This window comes from Gordonia sp. (in: high G+C Gram-positive bacteria) (assembly GCF_049647785.1).
In the GTDB taxonomy this organism is placed as follows: domain Bacteria; phylum Actinomycetota; class Actinomycetes; order Mycobacteriales; family Mycobacteriaceae; genus Gordonia.
In genome coordinates, this window is sequence record NZ_JBARYI010000056.1 from 1 (window position 1) to 18,846 (window position 18,846).

Genomic DNA, 18,846 nt, shown 5'->3' on the forward strand with positions numbered 1-18,846 from the left:
GCCCAGGTGGTGGCGGCGGCGGTCGTGGACGCGGTGGCACAGCAGGTGCCTTCGGTCGTCCCGGCGGCGCACCTCGACGCGGTCGCAAGTCGAAGCGTCAGAAGCGTCAAGAGTACGACTCGATGCAGGCGCCGAGCGTCGGTGGCATTCGGTTGCCGCACGGCGGCGGCGAGACTATCCGTCTCGCTCGCGGTGCCTCGCTGTCGGACTTCGCTGACAAGATCAACGCCAACCCGGCCTCGCTGGTCCAGGCGCTGTTCAACCTCGGCGAAATGGTCACCGCAACCGAGTCCGTCAACGACGAGACGCTGGAGCTGCTTGGCTCGGAGATGAACTACGTCGTCCAGGTCGTCAGCCCCGAAGACGAAGACCGTGAGCTTCTTGAAAGCTTCGACCTTTCGTACGGTGAAGACGACGGCGGCGATGACGACCTCCAGCAGCGTCCTCCGGTGGTCACCGTCATGGGTCACGTCGACCACGGCAAGACTCGACTTCTCGACACGATCCGTAAGGAAAATGTCGGCGAGGGCGAAGCTGGCGGCATCACCCAGCACATCGGTGCCTACCAGGTGCTGACGCACCTCAACGACCAAGACCGACTCATCACCTTCATCGACACCCCCGGTCACGAGGCGTTTACCGCCATGCGTGCCCGCGGTGCGAAGGCCACCGACATCGCGATCCTCGTGGTCGCGGCCGACGACGGCGTTATGCCGCAGACGGTGGAAGCGGTCAACCACGCGCAAGCGGCCGACGTGCCGATTGTGGTGGCGGTCAACAAGATCGATAAGGAAGGCGCCGATCCGGCCAAGATCCGCGGACAGCTAACCGAATACGGTCTGGTGCCCGAGGAATACGGCGGCGACACGATGTTCGTCGATATCTCGGCAAAGAAGGGCGAGAATATCGATTCGCTCCTCGAAGCCGTCCTGCTGACCGCCGATGCATCGCTCGACCTTCGTGCGAACCCGGACATGGACGCCCAGGGTGTTGCCATTGAGGCACACCTTGACCGCGGTCGTGGCCCGGTCGCCACCGTCCTCATCCAGCGCGGTACTTTGCGCGTCGGCGACTCCATCGTCGCGGGTGACGCCTACGGTCGCGTGCGACGGATGGTCGACGAGCACGGTGACGATGTCACCGAGGCATTGCCGTCGCGTCCGGTCCAGGTGATTGGTTTCACCTCGGTCCCGGGTGCAGGCGACAACCTGCTGGTCGTCGAAGAAGACCGCATCGCACGGCAGATTGCCGACCGCCGCAATGCGCGCAAGCGCAACGCGCTGGCCGCACGCAGCCGTAAGCGGATCAGCCTCGAGGATCTGGATTCGGCACTGCGCGAAACCAGCCAGTTGAACCTGATCTTGAAGGGTGACAACTCGGGTACCGTCGAGGCGCTCGAAGAGGCACTCCTTCAGATCGAGATCGACGATGAGGTGTCGTTGCGCGTGATTGACCGCGGCGTCGGTGGTATCACCGAAACCAACGTCAACCTGGCAGCGGCCTCGGACGCCATCATCATCGGCTTCAATGTCCGTGCGGAAGGCAAAGCCACCGAGCTTGCTAACCGTGAGGGCGTCGAGATTCGCTACTACTCGATCATCTACAAGGCGATCGAAGAGATCGAAGCAGCGCTCAAGGGCATGCTCAAGCCGATCTACGAAGAGTCGGAACTGGGCCGCGCCGAGATCCGCGCGATCTTCAAGTCGTCGAAGGTCGGCAACATCGCCGGTTGTTTGGTTCAGTCGGGCATTATGCGTCGCAACGCAAAGGCTCGCCTGCTCCGCGACAACGCCGTCGTCGCCGAGAATGTCACGATCAGCTCATTGAAGCGTGAGAAGGATGACGCCACTGAGGTCCGCGAGGGCTACGAGTGCGGTCTGACGCTCACCTACAACGACATCAAGGTCGGCGACGTCATCGAGGCGTACGAGATGATCGAGAAGGCACGGGACTAGTCATGGCAGATCCTGCACGGGCCGCGCGGCTCGCGAAACGGATCACCACCATCGTCGCTTCGGCGATCGGTGGCGAGATTAAGGATCCGCGTCTTGCTCACGTGACGATCACAGATTGTCGGGTTACCGGTGATCTGCACGATGCCACGGTGTTTTACACGGTGATGGGGGACTCAGTGGAGTCCGAACCCGATGTGGCGGAAGCGGCGGCCGGACTGGCCGCCGCGACCGGCGCGCTCCGCAGCAAAGTTGGTGCGGGGACCGGTGTTCGGTTTACTCCGACCCTGCGGTTCGAACTCGACATGGTTCCCGATGCCACTCGGGCCATGGACGAACTCTTGGCTCGAGCGAAAGCTCAGGACGAGTTGGTCGCCCAGGCGGCGCGCGATGCGCGTCCGGCTGGCGAGGAAGATCCGTATAAGCACGATGACCCTTCTGACGAGGAAGAGGACACCGTCGGGTGAATCCCGCGTCGACTGAGACAGTGGCCGCCGTGCTGACTGCTGCGGATTCCGTAGCGATCATCAGTCACGTGCGGCCCGACGCCGACACCATCGGCAGCGCTCTCGGATTGGGCCAAGCGCTCTCGGGGCTGGGGAAACGCGTGTACTGCGCGTTCTCCGGTCCCGAGGCGCTGCCCGGTCCGCTTCAGCGGCTGCCGGGTGTCGAGTTCATGGTCGCTGCCGGCGAGGTACCCGCGACTGATGTCACGGTTGCCGTGGATGCGGCGACGATTGATCGCCTCGGAGATCTGGTGGAGACGTTTCGCGCTGGTCCCCACTCGATTTGCATTGACCACCACGTCTCCAACGGTGGTTTTGCCGACCTGGATCTTATTGATCCGGAGTCTGATTGCACGGCGTCGATCGTGCTGGAACTTGTTGATGCGCTTGGCAGCGAGCTCACTGCAGGCATTGCGACCTGCCTGTATGCGGGCCTCGTCACCGATACTGGGTCGTTCAAGTGGGCGCGTCCAGCGTCGTTCGCTGTGGCCGCACGGCTGCTTGAAGCGGGCGTCGACGGTGCCCGCTGGAGTCGCGAACTGCTTGATTCACACCCGTATTCGTGGCTGCAGATGGTTTCCGAAGTTCTCGGCGCCTCGGTGTTGCGGAGCGATGTGCTTGACGGGCGCGGTCTCGTCTACGGCATTGTGAACGCCGAGCAGATGTCGGGAATGAACTGGGACGAATCTGAAAGCGTCATCGATATTCTGCGAACCGCGAACGAAGCCGAAATGGCAGCGGTCTTCAAAGAAGTCGAGGCGGGATCGTGGACGGTTTCGCTTCGCAGCAAGACCGACGTGAACGTCATGCCGATAGCCCGCAGGTTGGGCGGCGGCGGACATGTGCGCGCCTCTGGTTACAGTGATTCCGGTAGTGCCGAGGACGTTGTGGCGCACCTGCTTGCCGCCATCGAAGCCTGAGTCGGCGGTTTCCGCGACACCATGCTGAGACTGGCAGGTTCCGCTCTGGTCGTCCTGGTCGCGGCGCCGCTATACCTGATGCTCGACCTTGCCGTAGTTGGGCGACTCGGTGCGACCGAACTTGCCGCGCTTTCGGTGTCGACGTTGGTCCTGGCTGTGGTCAGTACCCAGCTCACCTTTCTTTCTTATGGCACCACAGCTCGCTCAGCGCGTGCTTTTGGGGCCGGTGACCGCGACCGCGCTGTCGCCGAAGGCGTCCAAGCGAGTTGGATTGCGGTCGGGGTTGGCGCCGCGATTGTCGCCGTTGTTTACACGTTGGCGCCGTGGATTACCGGTGCGCTGGTGCCCGACGCCGTGGTTGCTTCCGACGCTGCGCACTGGCTTCGAATCGCCGTGTTCGGGGTCCCGCTGATTCTGCTCGCCATGGCGGGCAACGGATGGATGCGCGGAGTTCAAGACACTCGTCGGCCGGTCTACTTTGTGGTCGGGGGACTGGCCGTTGCCGCAGTGCTGTGCGTGGGTTTGGTTCACGGTGTTGGTGGACTGCCACGGCTGGGGCTGAATGGGAGCGCTTGGGCCAACCTCATCGGGCAGTCGTTGACGGGCTTGGCATTTGTGGTGCGTCTCGCCACTGAAGCGCGAGGCAAGTTGGCGCTGGACTGGCCGGTGATCCGCGCACAGTTGGTGATGGCTCGGGACCTCATCTTGCGGAGCTTGTCATTCCAGATTTGCTTTGTGTCGGCTGCGGCGGTCGCCGCCCGATTTGGGGTGGCGCAGGTAGCTGCGCACCAGGTGGTCCTTCAGCTGTGGGAGTTCACGTCCCTGCTACTCGATTCATTGGCGATCGCCGCCCAGCAACTCGTCGGAGCGGCGCTGGGAGCTAAGGCCTTTCGGGTCGCTCAAGATTCCGCAAAACGGGCGACGGTGGTCTCCCTGGCGCTGTCGATTGGGCTAGCAGCAGTATTGGCGGCGACCGTGAACCTCATTCCGCGGATCTTCACGTCCGACCCGGCGATCCTCGAGGCAATGCGGACTCCGTGGTGGTTTTTCGTCGTCATGCTTCCGATCGCCGGTGTCGTTTTTGCCCTCGACGGCGTGCTCCTCGGTAGTGGCGACGCAGCCTTTCTGCGCACCGCCACCCTGGCTGGCGCACTCGGTGTCTTTCTCCCCATGATCTGGCTGTCTTTGGTGTTCAACTGGGGCCTCGCTGGCATCTGGGCCGGCCTGTTGGGATTCATGATTGCCCGACTTGCAGCCGTCGTCTGGCGAGTGCGCAGCGGTGCTTGGGTGAAGTAACTGGGGTTTCGCCCCGCTGTGCGAACAGGCGAGGGACGACCTCCGGTCGTGTTAATCCTTGGCGACGAGCCGCTGATACTGCGGGAAGCGAGTGAGGAATCCCTGAACGTAGGTGCATACCGGGACGATGGGGGTTCCCGATGCGTCCAGTTCGTCTAAGACTTTCGACGTCAACAGGCGAGCCAAACCGGCACGACCGTAATTCTCGGTGACGACCGTATGCAGGAGGATCAGACTGCCGTCGCCGCGACGTTCGTAGCCTTCGACGCCGACCAATTCCTCGCCCGACCACAATTCATACCGGTCGCGGTCGGGGAAATGGCGCAGTTCCGGCACGGGGGACAGGGTGACGGTCGGCGGCGGGACTGGCACTGACGTGGTCATACCTCGAAGCTACCCCGGAGCTTCGGATAAGTCGCTGAGTCGAAGGTCATCTGATTGATGCTGCACAGACTTGTCGCTTGACATCGAGGGCACCGCGGATGCTGGCATCGGCGTCGGAACCGTTCTGAGTGCTGGGGGACAAAGATGCACTGCAGCCGCTGCCCGACAGCTCCGATCACCGCAAGGGCTCGCCCCACCTCACCGCATCGCGGACCTGACCTTTGACGATCTTGCCACCGGGATTACGGGGGAGCGGCTCGCTGATGACCGAAACGTATTGGGGCACTTTGAAGTCCGCAATCTTTTCGGCGACCTGGGCGATCACCTCGTTGACGTCGAGGTTGGCGTCGTCGGTGTAGACCACTGCGCCGACCTTCTCGCCAAGAACCTCGTCGGGAACGGCGATGACGGCCGCCTCCAGCACTCCGGGCACCGCCATCAGCGCGGCCTCGACTTCGATACTTGAGACGTTCTCACCCCCGCGATTGATGATGTCTTTGGTCCGGTCGACAATCGTGATGCGACCAAAATCGTCGACTCGTACCACGTCGCCGGTATGCAGCCAGCCATCGATGAACGTATCGGCGGACGCATCGGGTCGTTGCCAGTAGCCGCCGGTGATATTGCCCCCGCGCGCGACGAGTTCGCCCAGGGAGGGCTCGTCGTCGTCGAATGGTGCGACGCCGAGTTCCACTGAGGGCACGGCGTAGCCAACCGAATCGGCATGGTCGACGGCATCTTCGTGTGGCAAGACCGTCATCAGGGATGCGGTCTCGGTCATGCCGTAGCCATTGGCGACGCGAGCCTTGGGGAAGGCTTCCTTGAGCGCTTCGACCAGGGTTGGCGCGATGGGGGCCCCGCCGTACGACACCCAGTGGACGATCGAGGTATCGACCTCGGCGAATGCCGGATGCCGCAATAGCAGCGCATAAATGGCGGGCACCGTAACCATGAAGTTAATCCGTTCGGCGCCAATGGAATTGGCGAGCGCGGCCACATCAAGCGTTGGCATGATCACGGCAGTTCCGCCGTAGAGGGCCGCCACCAGCATCTGCGAGTTGCAGCCCGTCACATGGAACAGCGGCACACAGATCAACGTGCGCATGGCCGAACCAATGTCCGACGGGATAGCGAAACACCGCGAGACGTTGGCGGTATTGGTCAGGAACGCTTCGTGCGTGGTCGGCACGCCCTTTGGGCGACCAGTTGTTCCGGACGTGTAAAACAGGGCGGCAATATCGCTGTGTCCCAACGACTCGTCCACGAACGGATCCGCGTCGGGGAGCGGGATCCCCGGTGCCAGGTCGACGATCGCGCCCGAGTCTGACAGCAGAAACTCCACCTCGGTCTCACTTGAGCGGGTGTTCACCGCGACGACGATGGCTCCAGCGAAGATGGTTCCCCAAAACCCGAGAACCCAGTCGACGCCCGCCGCGTATCGGAGCGCGACGCGGTCACCGCGACTCACGCCGCCGGCTCTCAGGCCGCCAGCCACCCGTGCGGCCCGGTCCCACAGTTGCCGATAGGTGAGGCGTTCGCCGCCGAGTTCGACGATCGCCTCCGCATCGGGCCGTTGGTCAGCGTGCTCGGCGAGCATGGCGACCAACGACGCGGGAAGGTCGTCGAAGTGGGGGACGCCCGACTCGTCGACGGTGACACCGTCAATCGGAAAGGGATTGTGTTCTCGGCTGATCGGGACGATCGGAGTCATTACTGAGCCTTGGTGAAGTACGCGCGTGGATTGTCGACGAGCATGGTGGTGATCTGCTCATCAGTGACACCGCGTTCGCGGAGCGCGGGCAGCACGTCGTCGTGGATGTGGGTGTAGTGCCAGTTTGGCAGTGCTGCGGCACGAGCGGCTTCGGGGTAGAAGTCCGAATAGCAGGAGGCATCGTGCGACAGTACGAGTTGCGAGACGAACCCGGCATCCACCATTTCGGCGACCATCCGCACTCGCTCCTCAAACGGCGAGAAGGCGTCGATTCCGAAGCGATCCATGCCGAGGACGGCGCCGGTGGCGGCAAGACGCTTGAGATAGTCAAGGTCGGTGGTGTCGCCGCTGTGGCCGAGAACCACCTTGCTCATGTCACAGCCTTCCTCGGCGAACACGGCTGCCGCGAGGAGCCCGGTCTCGCCGCCGACGTGCGTGTGGACGGTGATTGGGGTGCCGGTTTCGACGTGGGCCTGAGCGACGGCGCGCATTACGCGTTCGACGCCCGGCGTCATACCGGCTTCGTCGATGGCGCACTTGAGGAGTCCGGCCTTCACCCCGGTGTCGGCAATACCGTCGCGGATATCGCCGATAAATAGTTCGGTCATCGGGTCGATCCCGAAGTCGAAGACCTTGCCCGGTCCGGTGAAATGAAACTGCACGGGCTCGTCGTGGTAGGTGTAGATGCCCGTTGCGGCCACAATATTGATATCGACCTGCGCATTGATCTGTTGGATTCGCGGGATGTAGCGACCCAGTCCGATCACCGTGGGGTCGACGATTGTTCGCACTCCGCGAGTCGTCACTTCGGTGAGTTTGTTGACCGCGTCGGAAACGCGATGGTCCTCGTCCCAGGGGTCGGGATAATTGGGGTAGTTCTCGCGGATCTCCGTACCGATGGTGAACACGTGCTCGTGCATGAGGACCTGGCCCAGTTCGCTGACGTCGACCTGACCGCGGACAGTTTCAATGCTGCTCAAAGTTCCTCCTGGATCCGGATGGACTACGTGACGACTGTCACTGTCCCCATGATGCACTGTTGGGTTAGAAGATTGCGCCGAACAATGTAACTAAGCGCTTAGTCGCCGGTTTTTGCTGCGAGGGCCTGCGCCAAAAGTTTGTAATACGGCGGCCGTGGCACCATGGTTGGCATGCCAACGCTTTGGGCAATCAGTGATCTGCATGTCTCGCACCGAGGCAATGAATCAATTCTCGAGCAGATCAAGCCGACCGACCCCGGGGACTGGCTCATTGTCGCCGGTGACGTCGCCGAGCGCACTGACGACATCATCGACACCTTGCGCCGGCTCAAGAACCGTTTCCACACGGTGGTTTGGGTGCCCGGGAATCACGAGTTGTACACGACAGCAAAAGACCCGCTGCAAATCTTCGGCGTCGCCCGCTACGACTACCTCGTGCAGGCGTGCCGCGACCTCGGCGTCATCACACCGGAAGATCGGTACCCGCTGTTCGACCCCCGCGACGGCCTAGCGCCGCTCCGAGTGGTGCCGATGTTCCTCCTGTACGACTACACGTTCCGCCCGGCAGGAACGTCGACGGCACTCCAGGCGTTGGCCGTCGCGCGGGAAGCGAACGTAGTCGCGACTGACGAATTCCTGCTGTCGCCGGAACCCTTCGGGACGCGAGATGCCTGGAGCAGGGCGCGAATTGCCGCGACGCAGGAGCGGCTTGAGGCATTGGACCCGAGTGAGCAGACCATCCTGATCAACCACTGGCCGCTGCGTCGTGAACCGTGCGATGCCCTCATGTATCCGGAGTTCGCTCTGTGGTGCGGGTCCGAACTGACAGACAACTGGCACACCCGATTTAACGCCGCGTGCTGCGTATATGGTCACCTCCACATTCCGCGGACCACCTGGTACGACGACGTCCGCTTCGAGGAAGTGTCGGTCGGGTACCCGCGGGAGTGGAGCAGACGGGGACTGCCGAAGCCGCTGTTGCGGAAGATTGCCCCCGACGATGGTTTGCGACCGGAAGATCTGCACGAGTTCGGTGCCCGCTTCGACCTGCCTCCGGACTATGCGGAACGAGCCGCTGAGTTTCGGGAAAAGGTGGAGCGGAATCGGGCTCGCCGCGACGAGGCGAAGAAGGCGAAAGCTTTGAAGCTCGCAGCGGAGAAGGAGGCCGGCCAATGATCGAAGACCTTATGCCCAAGGGCGTTGGGACGGCGGAGGCTTTCGGCGACCCCGAGGGACTCACGGTATTGCCCGCCGAGGAACCGCTCATTTCGCAAGCCGTCGAGAAGCGGCGACGTGAGTTCACGACCGCTCGACACTGCGGTCGAATGGCGTTGGCCGAGTTGGGTATTGAGCCCGTCCCAATCTTGCGCGGCGAACGCGGCATGCCGCTGTGGCCCCGGCAGGTGGTCGGCAGCATGACCCACTGCGACGGTTATCGCGGTGCCGTCGTCGCCTATGCCATGCAGGTTCGTTCGCTCGGGATTGATGCCGAACCGCATCAGGCCCTGCCCGACGGAGTGCTCGACCACACGAGCCTCGAGGCCGAACGCGAAGTCCTCGCCGCCCGCGACAATGAAATCCACTGGGACCGACTGCTGTTCTGCGCCAAAGAAGCCACCTACAAGGCGTGGTTTCCACTAACGCAGCGCTGGTTGGGCTTTGAAGACGCCCACATCACCTTCGAGCGCGATGACACGATTGGCACGGCGGGCGAACCTGCCGGTACCTTCACCTCGACCATCTTGATCGACGGCGCGACGATCGACGGCGGACCCCCGCTGTTGACGATGCCCGGCCGCTGGCAGGTTTCCCGCGGTTTGATCCTCACCACGATTGCACTCACCTGACATGGCAGACGCCTCCATCGAAAACGCCGGACTCCTCGTCATCGACAAGGATGCCGGAATGACCAGCCACGATGTGGTTGCCAAGTGCCGCAAGGCGTTCAACACTCGGCGCGTGGGTCACGCGGGCACCCTCGACCCTATGGCGACCGGTGTGCTCGTCATCGGTATCGAACGCGCCACCAAGCTCCTCGGATTGCTCTCGCTCACCACGAAGTCGTATTCGGCAACGATCCGGTTGGGGCAGTCGACCTCGACAGACGATGCCGAAGGTGACGTCCTGACGGCGGCAGACGCTTCGGGGGTTCGGGATGAGGAGATCGCAGCGGTGATCGCCACCTTGACCGGCGACATCGAACAGATTCCAGCAAGAGTCAGTGCGATTAAGGTCGACGGTCAGCGCGCCCACAAGCTCGTCCGGTCCGGCGAAGACTTTGAACTCAAAGCGCGACCGGTGACCGTGCAGAGATTCGACATTGCGGAGATCCGTAGGAGCGGTGAGTTCGTCGACATTGACGTGGCAGTCGACTGCTCAGCGGGTACCTACATCCGCTCGCTCGCACGCGATCTCGGTGGCGCTCTCGGCGTCGGCGGGCATCTCACGAGCCTGCGGCGTACGGCTGTTGGACCGTTCACGCTGGAGCATTCACGCCGCATGGATGAGGTGTCCGCTGAACCGGGCCTCAGCCTGGGGATCGACGACGCCGCCAAGCTGTGCTTTCCGCACCGCGAGATCAGCGACGATGACGCTGAGTCAATTAGTCAGGGCCGCTGGCTCACGCCGGTGGGCATGAAAGGCATCTACACCGTGATTGACCCGTCGGGGCACGCCATCGCCCTGGTCCAAGAAAAAGGGCGCCGAGCGAGTTCAGTGATGGTCGTGCGGCCTGCCACCTTGCGCTAGGCACCCAGTCGAGGCGTGACCTATCCGTCCAAGAAGATGGCGCGGGCGGCAATATCGCCGAGGTGGATTGGCTCGGCATCGTCGACGCAGATGGTGATGGTCCCGGCGAACGGTCGCTTCTCGGTGACCCGAACCTGGCAGTCGAGGTTGATCCCAATCTCTTGGAAGTAGCGCAACATCTCGGGGTCGGCGTCGGAAATGCGTGTGATGACTCCGGTTTCGTCGACTTCCAGGTCCGACAGCAGGGCGGAACCGGCTTGGGGGACGGTGCCGTCGTCGGCGGGGATGGGGTCGCCGTGCGGGTCGCGCTTCGGATGGCCGAGTTTGGTGTCGATATGACGCAGCAATTGTTCGGACACGGCGTGCTCAAGGATTTCGGCTTCGGCGTGGACTTCGTCCCAGCCGTAACCCAATTCGCGCACCAGGAAGGTCTCGAGGAGACGATGCCGACGAACCATGCCGACGGCAGCCACGCGCCCGGTTTCAGTCAGGGTGACGGCACCGTAGGGTGCGTGATCGACGAGGCCCTGGTCGGCGAGCTTCCGGATTCCCTCCGACGCTGTTGAGGGAGACACGCCCAGGCGATCGGCGAGCAATTTGGTGGTGACCTTGGTGTCCGACCACTCCTGAGCGGTCCAAATGACCTTCAAATAATCCTGGGTAACCGAGGTGAGTTCGTTCACCGGGCGAGCGTCGGGCATACGTATGACCTTACCTATCCCTGCACTGACTGGCGCTGGGTCGTACTCTTGGAGGCGTGTTGCGTTGGCGAGGGTTGGACGAGATTCCTGCGGGCTGGGGTCGGTGCGTGGTCACGATCGGCGTATTCGACGGCGTGCACCGAGGTCATGCTCAGTTAATTGCGGCGGCCACCAAGGCTGCCGCTGAGCGAGGGGTGCCATCGGTGGTGATGACATTCGATCCCCATCCCTCCGAAGTGGTGCGGCCGGGCACGCATCCGCCGCAGCTGTCTTCTTTGCGTCGACGCGCCGATCTCGCCGAGGAACTCGGTATTGACGTCTTCTGTGTTTTGCCCTTCACGGCGACGCTGCAAGCTCAATCGCCGGAAGAGTTCGTCCACTCGGTTCTCGTCGAAGAACTGCACGCCGCCGAAGTGGTTGTCGGTAACAACTTCACCTTTGGTCATCGGGCTGAAGGAAACGTCGACAAACTCCGCGAGCTGGGGGAGCGCTTCGGCTTTGAGGTGACCGGCATTTCCCTCTTTGGCGAACACGCCGTTACCTACTCGTCTACCTACATCCGCTCCTGCATTGCCGCTGGCGATGTGGAACTGGCAGCAGAAGCGCTCGGCCGCCAGCATCGGGTGGAAGGCGTTGTGGTGCACGGTGAACGACGCGGCCGCGACCTTGGATTCCCGACGGCCAACGTTTCGCCACCGATTCACGCGGCCATCCCCGGCGACGGTGTGTACGCGGCGTGGTTCACCGTCCTCGACAGCGCAACCAAGCCGCAAGGCATTGTCCTCGGCGAGCGCTACCCGGCGGCTGTTTCCGTCGGCACCAACCCAACGTTCTCCGGCCGGAACAGGACGGTCGAGGCTTACGTCATCGACGTCAATGCCGATCTCTATGGACAGCACGTGGCTGTCGATTTTGTTGCACGACTGCGCGGGATGGAACCCTTCGACAGCGTCGACGCGCTCATTGCCGCCATGGGCAATGACGTCGAACGGACCCGCACCCTGCTCGACGGACAGTGACGGTCGTCTCGCCCGAGCATTCCCCGCCCGACGATTTCCCTGCCCGACGATTTTCCTGCCCGACGATTTCCCAGCGCTGCGCCGTGACTGGTAACGTAGCGCGCTGGTGCTAGCTGCGGTCCGTGGCGGCGCGCCTTCCGCCGGTGCGGAATTTCTTGTACACGGGACTGAAAAGGAGACTCACATGGCATTGACCACTGAGCAGAAGAAGACCATCTTGGCCGAGTACGGCCTGCACGAGACCGACACCGGTTCTCCCGAGGCGCAGATCGCGATGCTCACCAAGCGCATCACCGATCTGACCGAGCACCTCAAGTTCCACAAGCACGACCACCACAGCCGTCGTGGCCTGCTGCTGCTCGTCGGCCGTCGCCGTCGCCTGCTCAAGTACTTGGCCAGCGTCGACATCACCCGCTACCGCTCGCTGATCGAGCGCCTGGGCCTGCGTCGCTAGTCGCACAGATTTCAGAACCGGCCGCATCACCACACGGTGATGCGGCCGGTTCTCTTTTGTCCATGAGTCGCCATTGGACGTTCGTTAAGTACGTCTTGATATCACCGAAGCCGAAGTGGTGAAGCGGCCATTGGGAGGCCGGTGATGGCGGCCGATTGGAACGGAGCTCTCACAAGCCGGGCAGTTAGCTGCGGAAATGCTAGGCTGTTATGCGGACGATCGGTGCCTGACGGCACATCGGATGTGATAGTTGGATCGGTCCTCGGTAGTGGCCGCCGGAAATGTGTTTCAAAATGTTCCGGCCGCTTCAATCGAAGGCCGTCTGCTCACAGCGCGGGTGCGCTGTACTTCCGGTGCGAATCTAGCGCCAATCATCTTGAAGACTCGACGCGTCTTGCGTGAGTCGCATGCTGCATACCCGGTCGCAGCCCCACCCTTGAGGTGCACTGTGGCCGCAATGAAAGGGAATACCTCTTGACTGATGTCAACGCCGACTTCGACGATTCGATCACCGAAGTCTCCGCCGTCATCGATAACGGATCGTTCGGTACTCGGACGATTCGTTTCGAGACTGGCCGCCTGGCCCTGCAAGCTGCGGGCGCCGTCGTCGCGTACCTCGATGAGGGCACGATGATCCTCTCGACCACGACGGCTTCGAAGTCGCCGAAGGAGCACTTCGACTTCTTCCCCCTGACCGTCGACGTCGAAGAGCGCATGTACGCCGCGGGACGCATCCCCGGATCGTTCTTCCGCCGTGAAGGTCGCCCGTCAACCGACGCCATCTTGACCTGCCGCCTGATCGACCGTCCGCTGCGCCCGTCGTTCGTCGACGGCCTGCGTAACGAGATCCAGATTGTCGAGACCATCCTCTCGCTCGATCCCAAGGATCTCTACGACGTCCTTGCCATCAACGCCGCATCGGCATCGACCCAGATCTCGGGTCTGCCGTTCTCCGGTCCGGTCGGCGGCGTTCGCGTCGCACTGATCCCGACCGATGAGAACAAGGCCGGCCAGTGGGTTGCGTTCCCGACCGTCGAGCAGTTGGAAGGCGCCGTGTTCGACATGGTTGTCGCTGGCCGCCTCGTCGAGAACGATGTCGCGATCATGATGGTCGAGGCGGAAGCTACCGACAATGTGCTCGCCCTGATCGCCGATGGCGCACAGGCTCCGAACGAAGCCATCGTCGCCGAAGGCCTCGAAGCTGCCAAGCCGTTCATCGCTCAGCTGTGTGAAGCACAGAAGAGCCTCGCCGACGCCGCTGCCAAGGAAACCCGCGAGTTCCCGCTGTTCCCGGCCTACCAGGAAGACGCTTTCGAAGCTGTCTCCGAGGTTGCCGCGGCACGCCTGGGCGAAGCCCTCGCAATCGCTGGCAAGCAGGAGCGCGACAACGCTACCGACGCACTCAAGGGTGATGTCCTCGAGGCCCTGGGCGAGCGTTTCGCCGGCCGCGAAGGCGAGCTCGGTGCTGCTTACCGCTCGCTGACCAAGAAGCTGGTCCGTCAGCGCATCCTGACCGACCACTTCCGCATCGACGGCCGCGGCATCACCGATATCCGCGCACTGTCGGCGGAAATCGGCATCATCCCGCGTGCACACGGCAGCGCCCTGTTTGAGCGTGGCGAAACCCAGATCATGGGCGTCACCACCCTCGACATGGTCAAGATGGCCCAGCAGATCGACTCGCTCGGACCCGAGACCAGCAAGCGCTACATGCACCACTACAACTTCCCGCCGTACTCGACCGGTGAGACCGGTCGCGTCGGTTCGCCGAAGCGCCGCGAAATCGGCCACGGTGCTCTCGCTGAGCGCGCCCTGGTTCCGGTGCTCCCGAGCGTTGAAGAGTTCCCGTACGCGATCCGCCAGGTGTCCGAGGCTCTCGGCTCCAACGGCTCCACCTCGATGGGCTCGGTCTGTGCCGCAACCATCTCGCTGCTGAACGCGGGCGTCCCGCTGAAGGCACCGGTTGCCGGTATCGCCATGGGCTTGGTTTCCGATGAGGTCACCATCGACGGCAAGACCGAGACCCGTTACGTTGCCCTCACCGACATCCTCGGTGCGGAAGACGCCTTCGGTGACATGGACTTCAAGGTCGCCGGTACCAAGGACTTCGTGACGGCCCTGCAGCTCGACACCAAGCTCACCGGCATCCCGTCGAAGGTGCTCGCCGGTGCCTTGAGTCAGGCCAAGCAGGCTCGCCTCACCATCTTGGACGTCCTGGCCGAGGCCATCGACGAGCCCGATGAGATGAGCCCGTTCGCTCCCCGCATCACCACCATCAAGATCCCGATGGACAAGATTGGCGAGCTGATCGGCCCCAAGGGCAAGACGATCAACGGCATTACCGAAGAGACCGGCGCCAACATCTCGATTGAAGATGACGGCACCGTGTTCGTCGGCGCATCCGACGGTCTGTCGGCTCAGGCCGCGATCGACATGGTCAACGCCATCGCTAACCCGCAGTTGCCGAAGGTCGGCGAGCGCTTCCTCGGCACTGTCGTTAAGACGGCGGCCTTCGGTGCATTCGTCTCGCTGCTTCCGGGTCGCGACGGTCTGGTCCACATCAGCAAGCTGGGCAATGGCAAGCGAATCGGCAAGGTCGAAGATGTCGTGAAGGTTGGCGACAAGCTTCAGGTTGAGATCGCTGACATTGACGAGCGCGGCAAGATCAGCCTCGTCCCGGTTCGCGAGGAAAAGGCTGAGGCTGACGCCTAAGCGCCAGCTGCTTTAACGCAAGCATCCGCGTCGTACACACGGTGTACGACGCGGATGTTTTTGTTTGTCGGGCAGCGGGTAAACCCGGCATCTGGCGTTTGGGCCCAAGGGGGAGTCGAAGCCGGGGCGGTCGTGGCTCACGGGCTGCCTCGGAAGCAGAAATTCCCCGCTCAGCGACGGCGTCGCTGGGAGGGACGACGCCGTCGCGGAACGGGGATCAATTCGTGACCGCGGTGGTGCGAAGCTCTTGGGAGGGCTCTGTGATGAGACTATCCTGACTTGATCGTTCGATCAAGAGTCGACTGTATTGGTTTCTGTGACAAACCTCGGTGGATCGGGTGACACCGGAGCGTTGACCTGCTTGTCGCAGGATTCGAACGCTAATTGCCTGCTGAAGCGGCCCTTTCGTGAAAGGCTGGTGGACGGCGGACTTGCGAAAATGGTCCGCCTTGCGCGTACCTTCCCCTTGCGAACCACCTTGAGAGGACAGCAATACTGTGTGCACCCGTGTGATGTGGCCGGACGCCGACGGCTCAGTAATCGTCGGTCGGAATATGGATTTCCACCAGGATCTCCACACCAACCTCTGGAAACTTCCTCGCGGAATCAACCGTGATGATCGTGTCGAGGGCAACCTCAGTTGGACGGCTAAGTACGGCAGCGTCATCGCCGGGGTCTACGACATCTTGTCGACGGACGGGGTCAACGAGCGGGGCCTGGCCGCGCACCTACTGTGGCTGGCCGAGTCGGACTATGGAACCGCCGATGAGTCACGGCCGCAATTGGCTATGTCAGTCTGGCTGCAGTACTACCTCGACAACTTCGAGACGGTCGGTGAAGCCGTTGCCTGGTCGCAGAAGCACCAGCCGCAGGTGATCCCGATGGCCGACCCGACCGGTGGCAGCAAGCCAGCACTTCACCTGGCCATCGAAGATGCGAGTGGTGACTCCGCGATCTTCGAGTACATCGATGGCGAGCTGAAGATCTATCACAGCCGCGACTACTTGGTCATGACGAATTCACCAACCTACGATCAACAGCTAGAACTGGTCAAGAAGTACACCGGACTCGGCGGAGACCAACCCCTGCCCGGTACCTGCGCGGCCGCGGATCGGTTCGCGCGGGCCCTCTACTACGTCCAGGACCAGCCGGTGCCGACGTCGCAACTGCAGGCCATGGCAGCAATGTTCAGCATTGTGCGCAACTGTGCGCAACCCTTCCGCAATCCGGAGCCGGGGAAGCCCGACGCATCGCAAACCCTGTGGTCGGTCGTGATCGATCTGACCAACCTGCGTTATGCCTTCGAATCAACGACGCGGCCCAACGTCGTCTGGGTAGACCTCAAAGACCTCGACTTTTCCGAGGGGGCGGGTGAAGCCAAGCTCGACCTGCTGAGCGATCTCGCGCTGGAGGGCGGCGTTGCCGGAGAAGTTCACGACCACTTCGATAAGCATCACCGGTTCCACATCGTGTCGATCAAGCAGGCCGAGCTGATCGGTGAAGCCGTCGGGAAACTCCTGTCTGCGGTCGACGGCGCAAAGCAAGACGAGATCCGTGCTCAGGAGATCCAAGATCGGGTGCAAGCGAAACTAGTCGAGTTCGTTAAGTCCGAGTAGGTCCGCAGCAAGGCCTAGGCGCCCCTGCGTATCGGCAAGACCGGCGGGAATGAGTGGCCATCGGCCCGCGGCACTAGACTGGTGGGCGATTCTCCACACGAAAGGTTCCTCCATGGGCAGCAGCATCCGCGTGGGTGTGTTGGGCAGTAACGGCAAGGTTGGCAAAGCCATCGTCGAAGGCGTCGAAGGCGCGGCCGACGCGGGATTTACCGTCGGCGTCGACAAGGGTGATGCGCTCACTGACTTCGTCGAATCCAAGACGCAGGTCGTCGTCGACTTCACCCATCCCGATGTTGTGATGGGCAACCTGGAATTCCTGATCAACAATGGGATTCATGCGGTTGTCGGTACGACGGGCTTCACCCAGGAGCGCCTCGACACGGTTCAAGGATTGGTTGATGCCAACCCCGGTGTCGGTGTTCTGATCGCCCCCAACTTTGCCATTGGTGCAGTCCTGTCGATGCACTTCGCGCAGCAGGCAGCCCGATTCTTCGATTCGGCCGAGGTCGTCGAACTGCACCACCCCTTTAAAGCCGACGCACCGTCGGGTACCGCTGGCCGCACGGCACAGTTGATTGCTGCTGCCCGCGCCGAAGCCGGTCTGGGCGAGTGCCCGGACGCGACCTCGACCGGGCTGGAGGGCGCGCGAGGGGCCGACGTTGACGGCGTACGGGTGCATTCGGTTCGCCTTGCCGGACTCGTCGCACATCAGGAAGTTCTCTTCGGCACGCAGGGGGAGACCCTGACGATCCGCCACGACTCGATCGACCGCAACTCGTTCGTCCCCGGCGTTTTGTTGGGTGTCCGCGAGATCGTTAGTCGTCCGGGCCTGACGGTGGGCCTCGAATCCTTTATGGATCTGTAGGTCGTCGTGGCAGCGAAGAAGAAGTCGGACGCGCGCCCCGTTATTTGGGTGATTGCGTTCCTGGTGGTCGCGCTCTGCGTCTACTTTGTGCTCCTGAGTCGCACGGCGATCGGACTGATTGGGACCGGAACCGTGGTGTCCATTGGTCTCGGGATCGGCGTGCTATTGCTGCCGCTTCTTGGCGTTTGGATGGTCGTATCGACGCTGCGTTCGGGAATCGAACATCAGCGGATGGTGGCCGCAGCCCAGGAGTTGGGTCGCGACCTCGACGTCGACGATCTGCCACGCCGACCATCCGGGCGCATCGAAAAGGATGCGGCACTCGCGCGATTTGAAGAGGTGAAACTCGAGTGGGAAGCCGACCCGTCTGACTGGGTCAACACCTACCGCATCGCCCGTGCCTACGACTATGCCGGCGACCGGTCCCGTGCCCGCGAGATGATGCGGCGGGCTGGCGAGCAGTACCGGTCGGCGAGCGAGAAGTCGGCCAACTAATGGCGCGCCTGCTGGTTGTGCACCACACACCGTCGCCGCACTGTCAGGAAATGTTTGAGGCCGTGATTGCCGGGGCCACCGACCCAGAAATTGCTGGCGTCGAAGTGATTCGACGTCCGGCGCTGACGGTGTCGGCGGTGGAGATGCTCGATGCGGATGGCTACCTGCTGGGTACCCCGGCGAACCTCGGGTACATGAGCGGTGCGCTGAAGCACGCATTCGATACTTGCTACTACCCGATCTTGGACTCCACACGGGGTCGTCCCTACGGGTTGTTTATGCACGGGAATCTCGGGACCGAGGGTGCCGAGAAATCCGTGCATTCCATTGCTGGCGGCCTCGGCTGGGAGAGGGTTGCCGCCGACGTCGTCGTTTCGGGCAAGCCGACCAAGCAGCAGTTGGCAGCTTGTTGGGAGTTGGGCGCGACCGTCGCAGCGGGGCTAATGGCGGACTGAGGGTCCCCCTGAACTGCGCCCGGGCCTGTTCT

The 18,846-nt window shown here is 62.6% G+C and carries 18 protein-coding genes; 14 read left to right on the forward strand and 4 right to left on the reverse strand.

The window, feature by feature from the left end:
• The 4 genes from infB to WBA38_RS08835 form a co-directional block, all read left to right on the forward strand.
• Positions 1 to 1,955: translation initiation factor IF-2 (gene infB, locus WBA38_RS08820; protein ID WP_424322504.1), on the forward strand; the 1,955-nt coding region annotated here is incomplete at its 5' end.
• A gap of 2 nt (positions 1,956 to 1,957) precedes the next feature.
• A complete protein-coding gene (rbfA, locus tag WBA38_RS08825) occupies positions 1,958 to 2,419 on the forward strand; it encodes a 30S ribosome-binding factor RbfA (protein ID WP_424293228.1) in 462 nt (153 codons plus the stop codon).
• Entirely contained in the window at positions 2,416 to 3,378 is a 963-nt protein-coding gene (locus WBA38_RS08830) for a DHH family phosphoesterase (RefSeq protein WP_424322505.1), read from the forward strand. Before rbfA ends, WBA38_RS08830 begins: the two co-directional genes overlap by 4 nt.
• Positions 3,379 to 3,399: 21 nt before the next feature.
• A complete protein-coding gene (locus tag WBA38_RS08835) occupies positions 3,400 to 4,674 on the forward strand; it encodes an MATE family efflux transporter (RefSeq protein ID WP_424322506.1) in 1,275 nt (424 codons plus the stop codon).
• A 51-nt stretch (positions 4,675 to 4,725) separates the two neighbouring features.
• On the opposite strand, the gene WBA38_RS08840 is transcribed toward WBA38_RS08835, so the two are convergent.
• The 3 genes from WBA38_RS08840 to WBA38_RS08850 all read right to left on the reverse strand — a co-directional run bounded on the left by WBA38_RS08840 (position 4,726) and on the right by WBA38_RS08850 (position 7,749).
• On the reverse strand, positions 4,726 to 5,058 hold the full coding sequence (locus WBA38_RS08840; RefSeq protein WP_424293225.1) for a GNAT family N-acetyltransferase: 333 nt from the start codon (positions 5,056 to 5,058) through the stop codon (positions 4,726 to 4,728).
• Positions 5,059 to 5,233: 175 nt separating this feature from the next.
• Entirely contained in the window at positions 5,234 to 6,769 is a 1,536-nt protein-coding gene (locus WBA38_RS08845; protein WP_424322507.1) for a class I adenylate-forming enzyme family protein, read from the reverse strand.
• Positions 6,769 to 7,749 carry a phosphotriesterase family protein gene (locus WBA38_RS08850; RefSeq protein WP_424293223.1) on the reverse strand — a complete coding sequence of 327 codons (981 nt, stop codon included), beginning with the start codon at positions 7,747 to 7,749 and terminating at the stop codon, positions 6,769 to 6,771. Before WBA38_RS08850 ends, WBA38_RS08845 begins: the two co-directional genes overlap by 1 nt.
• Before the next feature lie 171 nt (positions 7,750 to 7,920).
• Between WBA38_RS08850 and WBA38_RS08855 the strand changes: the two genes are divergently transcribed.
• The 3 genes from WBA38_RS08855 to truB are packed head-to-tail and all read left to right on the forward strand — an operon-like array spanning position 7,921 to position 10,497.
• Positions 7,921 to 8,925, forward strand: a complete 1,005-nt coding sequence (locus WBA38_RS08855; protein WP_424322508.1) for a metallophosphoesterase family protein — start codon at positions 7,921 to 7,923, stop codon at positions 8,923 to 8,925.
• Positions 8,922 to 9,596, forward strand: a complete 675-nt coding sequence (locus WBA38_RS08860; protein ID WP_424293221.1) for a 4'-phosphopantetheinyl transferase family protein — start codon at positions 8,922 to 8,924, stop codon at positions 9,594 to 9,596. The genes WBA38_RS08855 and WBA38_RS08860 overlap by 4 nt, the downstream gene beginning before the upstream one ends.
• Position 9,597: 1 nt before the next feature.
• Entirely contained in the window at positions 9,598 to 10,497 is a 900-nt protein-coding gene (gene truB / locus WBA38_RS08865; protein WP_424293220.1) for a tRNA pseudouridine(55) synthase TruB, read from the forward strand.
• Between the two features lie 20 nt (positions 10,498 to 10,517).
• Here the strand turns inward: truB and WBA38_RS08870 are convergent, their stop codons facing one another.
• Positions 10,518 to 11,198, reverse strand: coding sequence for a metal-dependent transcriptional regulator (locus WBA38_RS08870; protein ID WP_424293219.1), 681 nt, complete (start codon positions 11,196 to 11,198; stop codon positions 10,518 to 10,520).
• Positions 11,199 to 11,254: 56 nt separating this feature from the next.
• Between WBA38_RS08870 and WBA38_RS08875 the strand changes: the two genes are divergently transcribed.
• The 7 genes from WBA38_RS08875 (at position 11,255) to WBA38_RS08905 (ending at position 18,814) form a co-directional block, all read left to right on the forward strand.
• The gene (locus WBA38_RS08875) at positions 11,255 to 12,217 is read left to right on the forward strand and encodes a bifunctional riboflavin kinase/FAD synthetase (protein ID WP_424293218.1); all 963 of its coding nucleotides are present in this window, start codon (positions 11,255 to 11,257) and stop codon (positions 12,215 to 12,217) included.
• A gap of 184 nt (positions 12,218 to 12,401) precedes the next feature.
• A complete protein-coding gene (rpsO, locus tag WBA38_RS08880) occupies positions 12,402 to 12,671 on the forward strand; it encodes a 30S ribosomal protein S15 (RefSeq protein WP_424293217.1) in 270 nt (89 codons plus the stop codon).
• Between the two features lie 474 nt (positions 12,672 to 13,145).
• Positions 13,146 to 15,383 carry a polyribonucleotide nucleotidyltransferase gene (locus WBA38_RS08885; protein WP_424322509.1) on the forward strand — a complete coding sequence of 746 codons (2,238 nt, stop codon included), beginning with the start codon at positions 13,146 to 13,148 and terminating at the stop codon, positions 15,381 to 15,383.
• Positions 15,384 to 15,880: 497 nt separating this feature from the next.
• Positions 15,881 to 16,999 (forward strand): linear amide C-N hydrolase, encoded by a 1,119-nt coding sequence (locus tag WBA38_RS08890; RefSeq protein ID WP_424296786.1) that lies wholly within the window; start codon positions 15,881 to 15,883, stop codon positions 16,997 to 16,999.
• 112 nt (positions 17,000 to 17,111) lie between these two features.
• Complete coding sequence (gene dapB, locus WBA38_RS08895) at positions 17,112 to 17,864, forward strand: 4-hydroxy-tetrahydrodipicolinate reductase (protein WP_424322510.1); 753 nt, start codon at positions 17,112 to 17,114, stop codon at positions 17,862 to 17,864.
• 6 nt (positions 17,865 to 17,870) lie between these two features.
• Positions 17,871 to 18,359, forward strand: a complete 489-nt coding sequence (locus tag WBA38_RS08900; protein WP_424296790.1) for a hypothetical protein — start codon at positions 17,871 to 17,873, stop codon at positions 18,357 to 18,359.
• Entirely contained in the window at positions 18,359 to 18,814 is a 456-nt protein-coding gene (locus WBA38_RS08905; RefSeq protein ID WP_424296792.1) for a flavodoxin family protein, read from the forward strand. Before WBA38_RS08900 ends, WBA38_RS08905 begins: the two co-directional genes overlap by 1 nt.
• Positions 18,815 to 18,846 lie beyond the last annotated feature (32 nt).

Excerpts from the sequence above, each read along its gene's own strand:
- WBA38_RS08855 (WP_424322508.1), top strand. The coding sequence starts at position 7,921 with ATGCCAACGCTTTGGGCAATCAGTGATCTGCATGTCTCGCACCGAGGC.
- rpsO (WP_424293217.1), top strand. The coding sequence starts at position 12,402 with ATGGCATTGACCACTGAGCAGAAGAAGACCATCTTGGCCGAGTACGGC.
- WBA38_RS08845 (WP_424322507.1), bottom strand. The coding sequence starts at position 6,769 with ATGACTCCGATCGTCCCGATCAGCCGAGAACACAATCCCTTTCCGATT.
- rbfA (WP_424293228.1), top strand. The coding sequence starts at position 1,958 with ATGGCAGATCCTGCACGGGCCGCGCGGCTCGCGAAACGGATCACCACC.
- WBA38_RS08835 (WP_424322506.1), top strand. The coding sequence starts at position 3,400 with ATGCTGAGACTGGCAGGTTCCGCTCTGGTCGTCCTGGTCGCGGCGCCG.
- WBA38_RS08860 (WP_424293221.1), top strand. The coding sequence starts at position 8,922 with ATGATCGAAGACCTTATGCCCAAGGGCGTTGGGACGGCGGAGGCTTTC.
- WBA38_RS08905 (WP_424296792.1), top strand. The coding sequence starts at position 18,359 with ATGGCGCGCCTGCTGGTTGTGCACCACACACCGTCGCCGCACTGTCAG.
- dapB (WP_424322510.1), top strand. The coding sequence starts at position 17,112 with ATGGGCAGCAGCATCCGCGTGGGTGTGTTGGGCAGTAACGGCAAGGTT.
- truB (WP_424293220.1), top strand. The coding sequence starts at position 9,598 with ATGGCAGACGCCTCCATCGAAAACGCCGGACTCCTCGTCATCGACAAG.
- WBA38_RS08840 (WP_424293225.1), bottom strand. The coding sequence starts at position 5,058 with ATGACCACGTCAGTGCCAGTCCCGCCGCCGACCGTCACCCTGTCCCCC.
- WBA38_RS08870 (WP_424293219.1), bottom strand. The coding sequence starts at position 11,198 with ATGCCCGACGCTCGCCCGGTGAACGAACTCACCTCGGTTACCCAGGAT.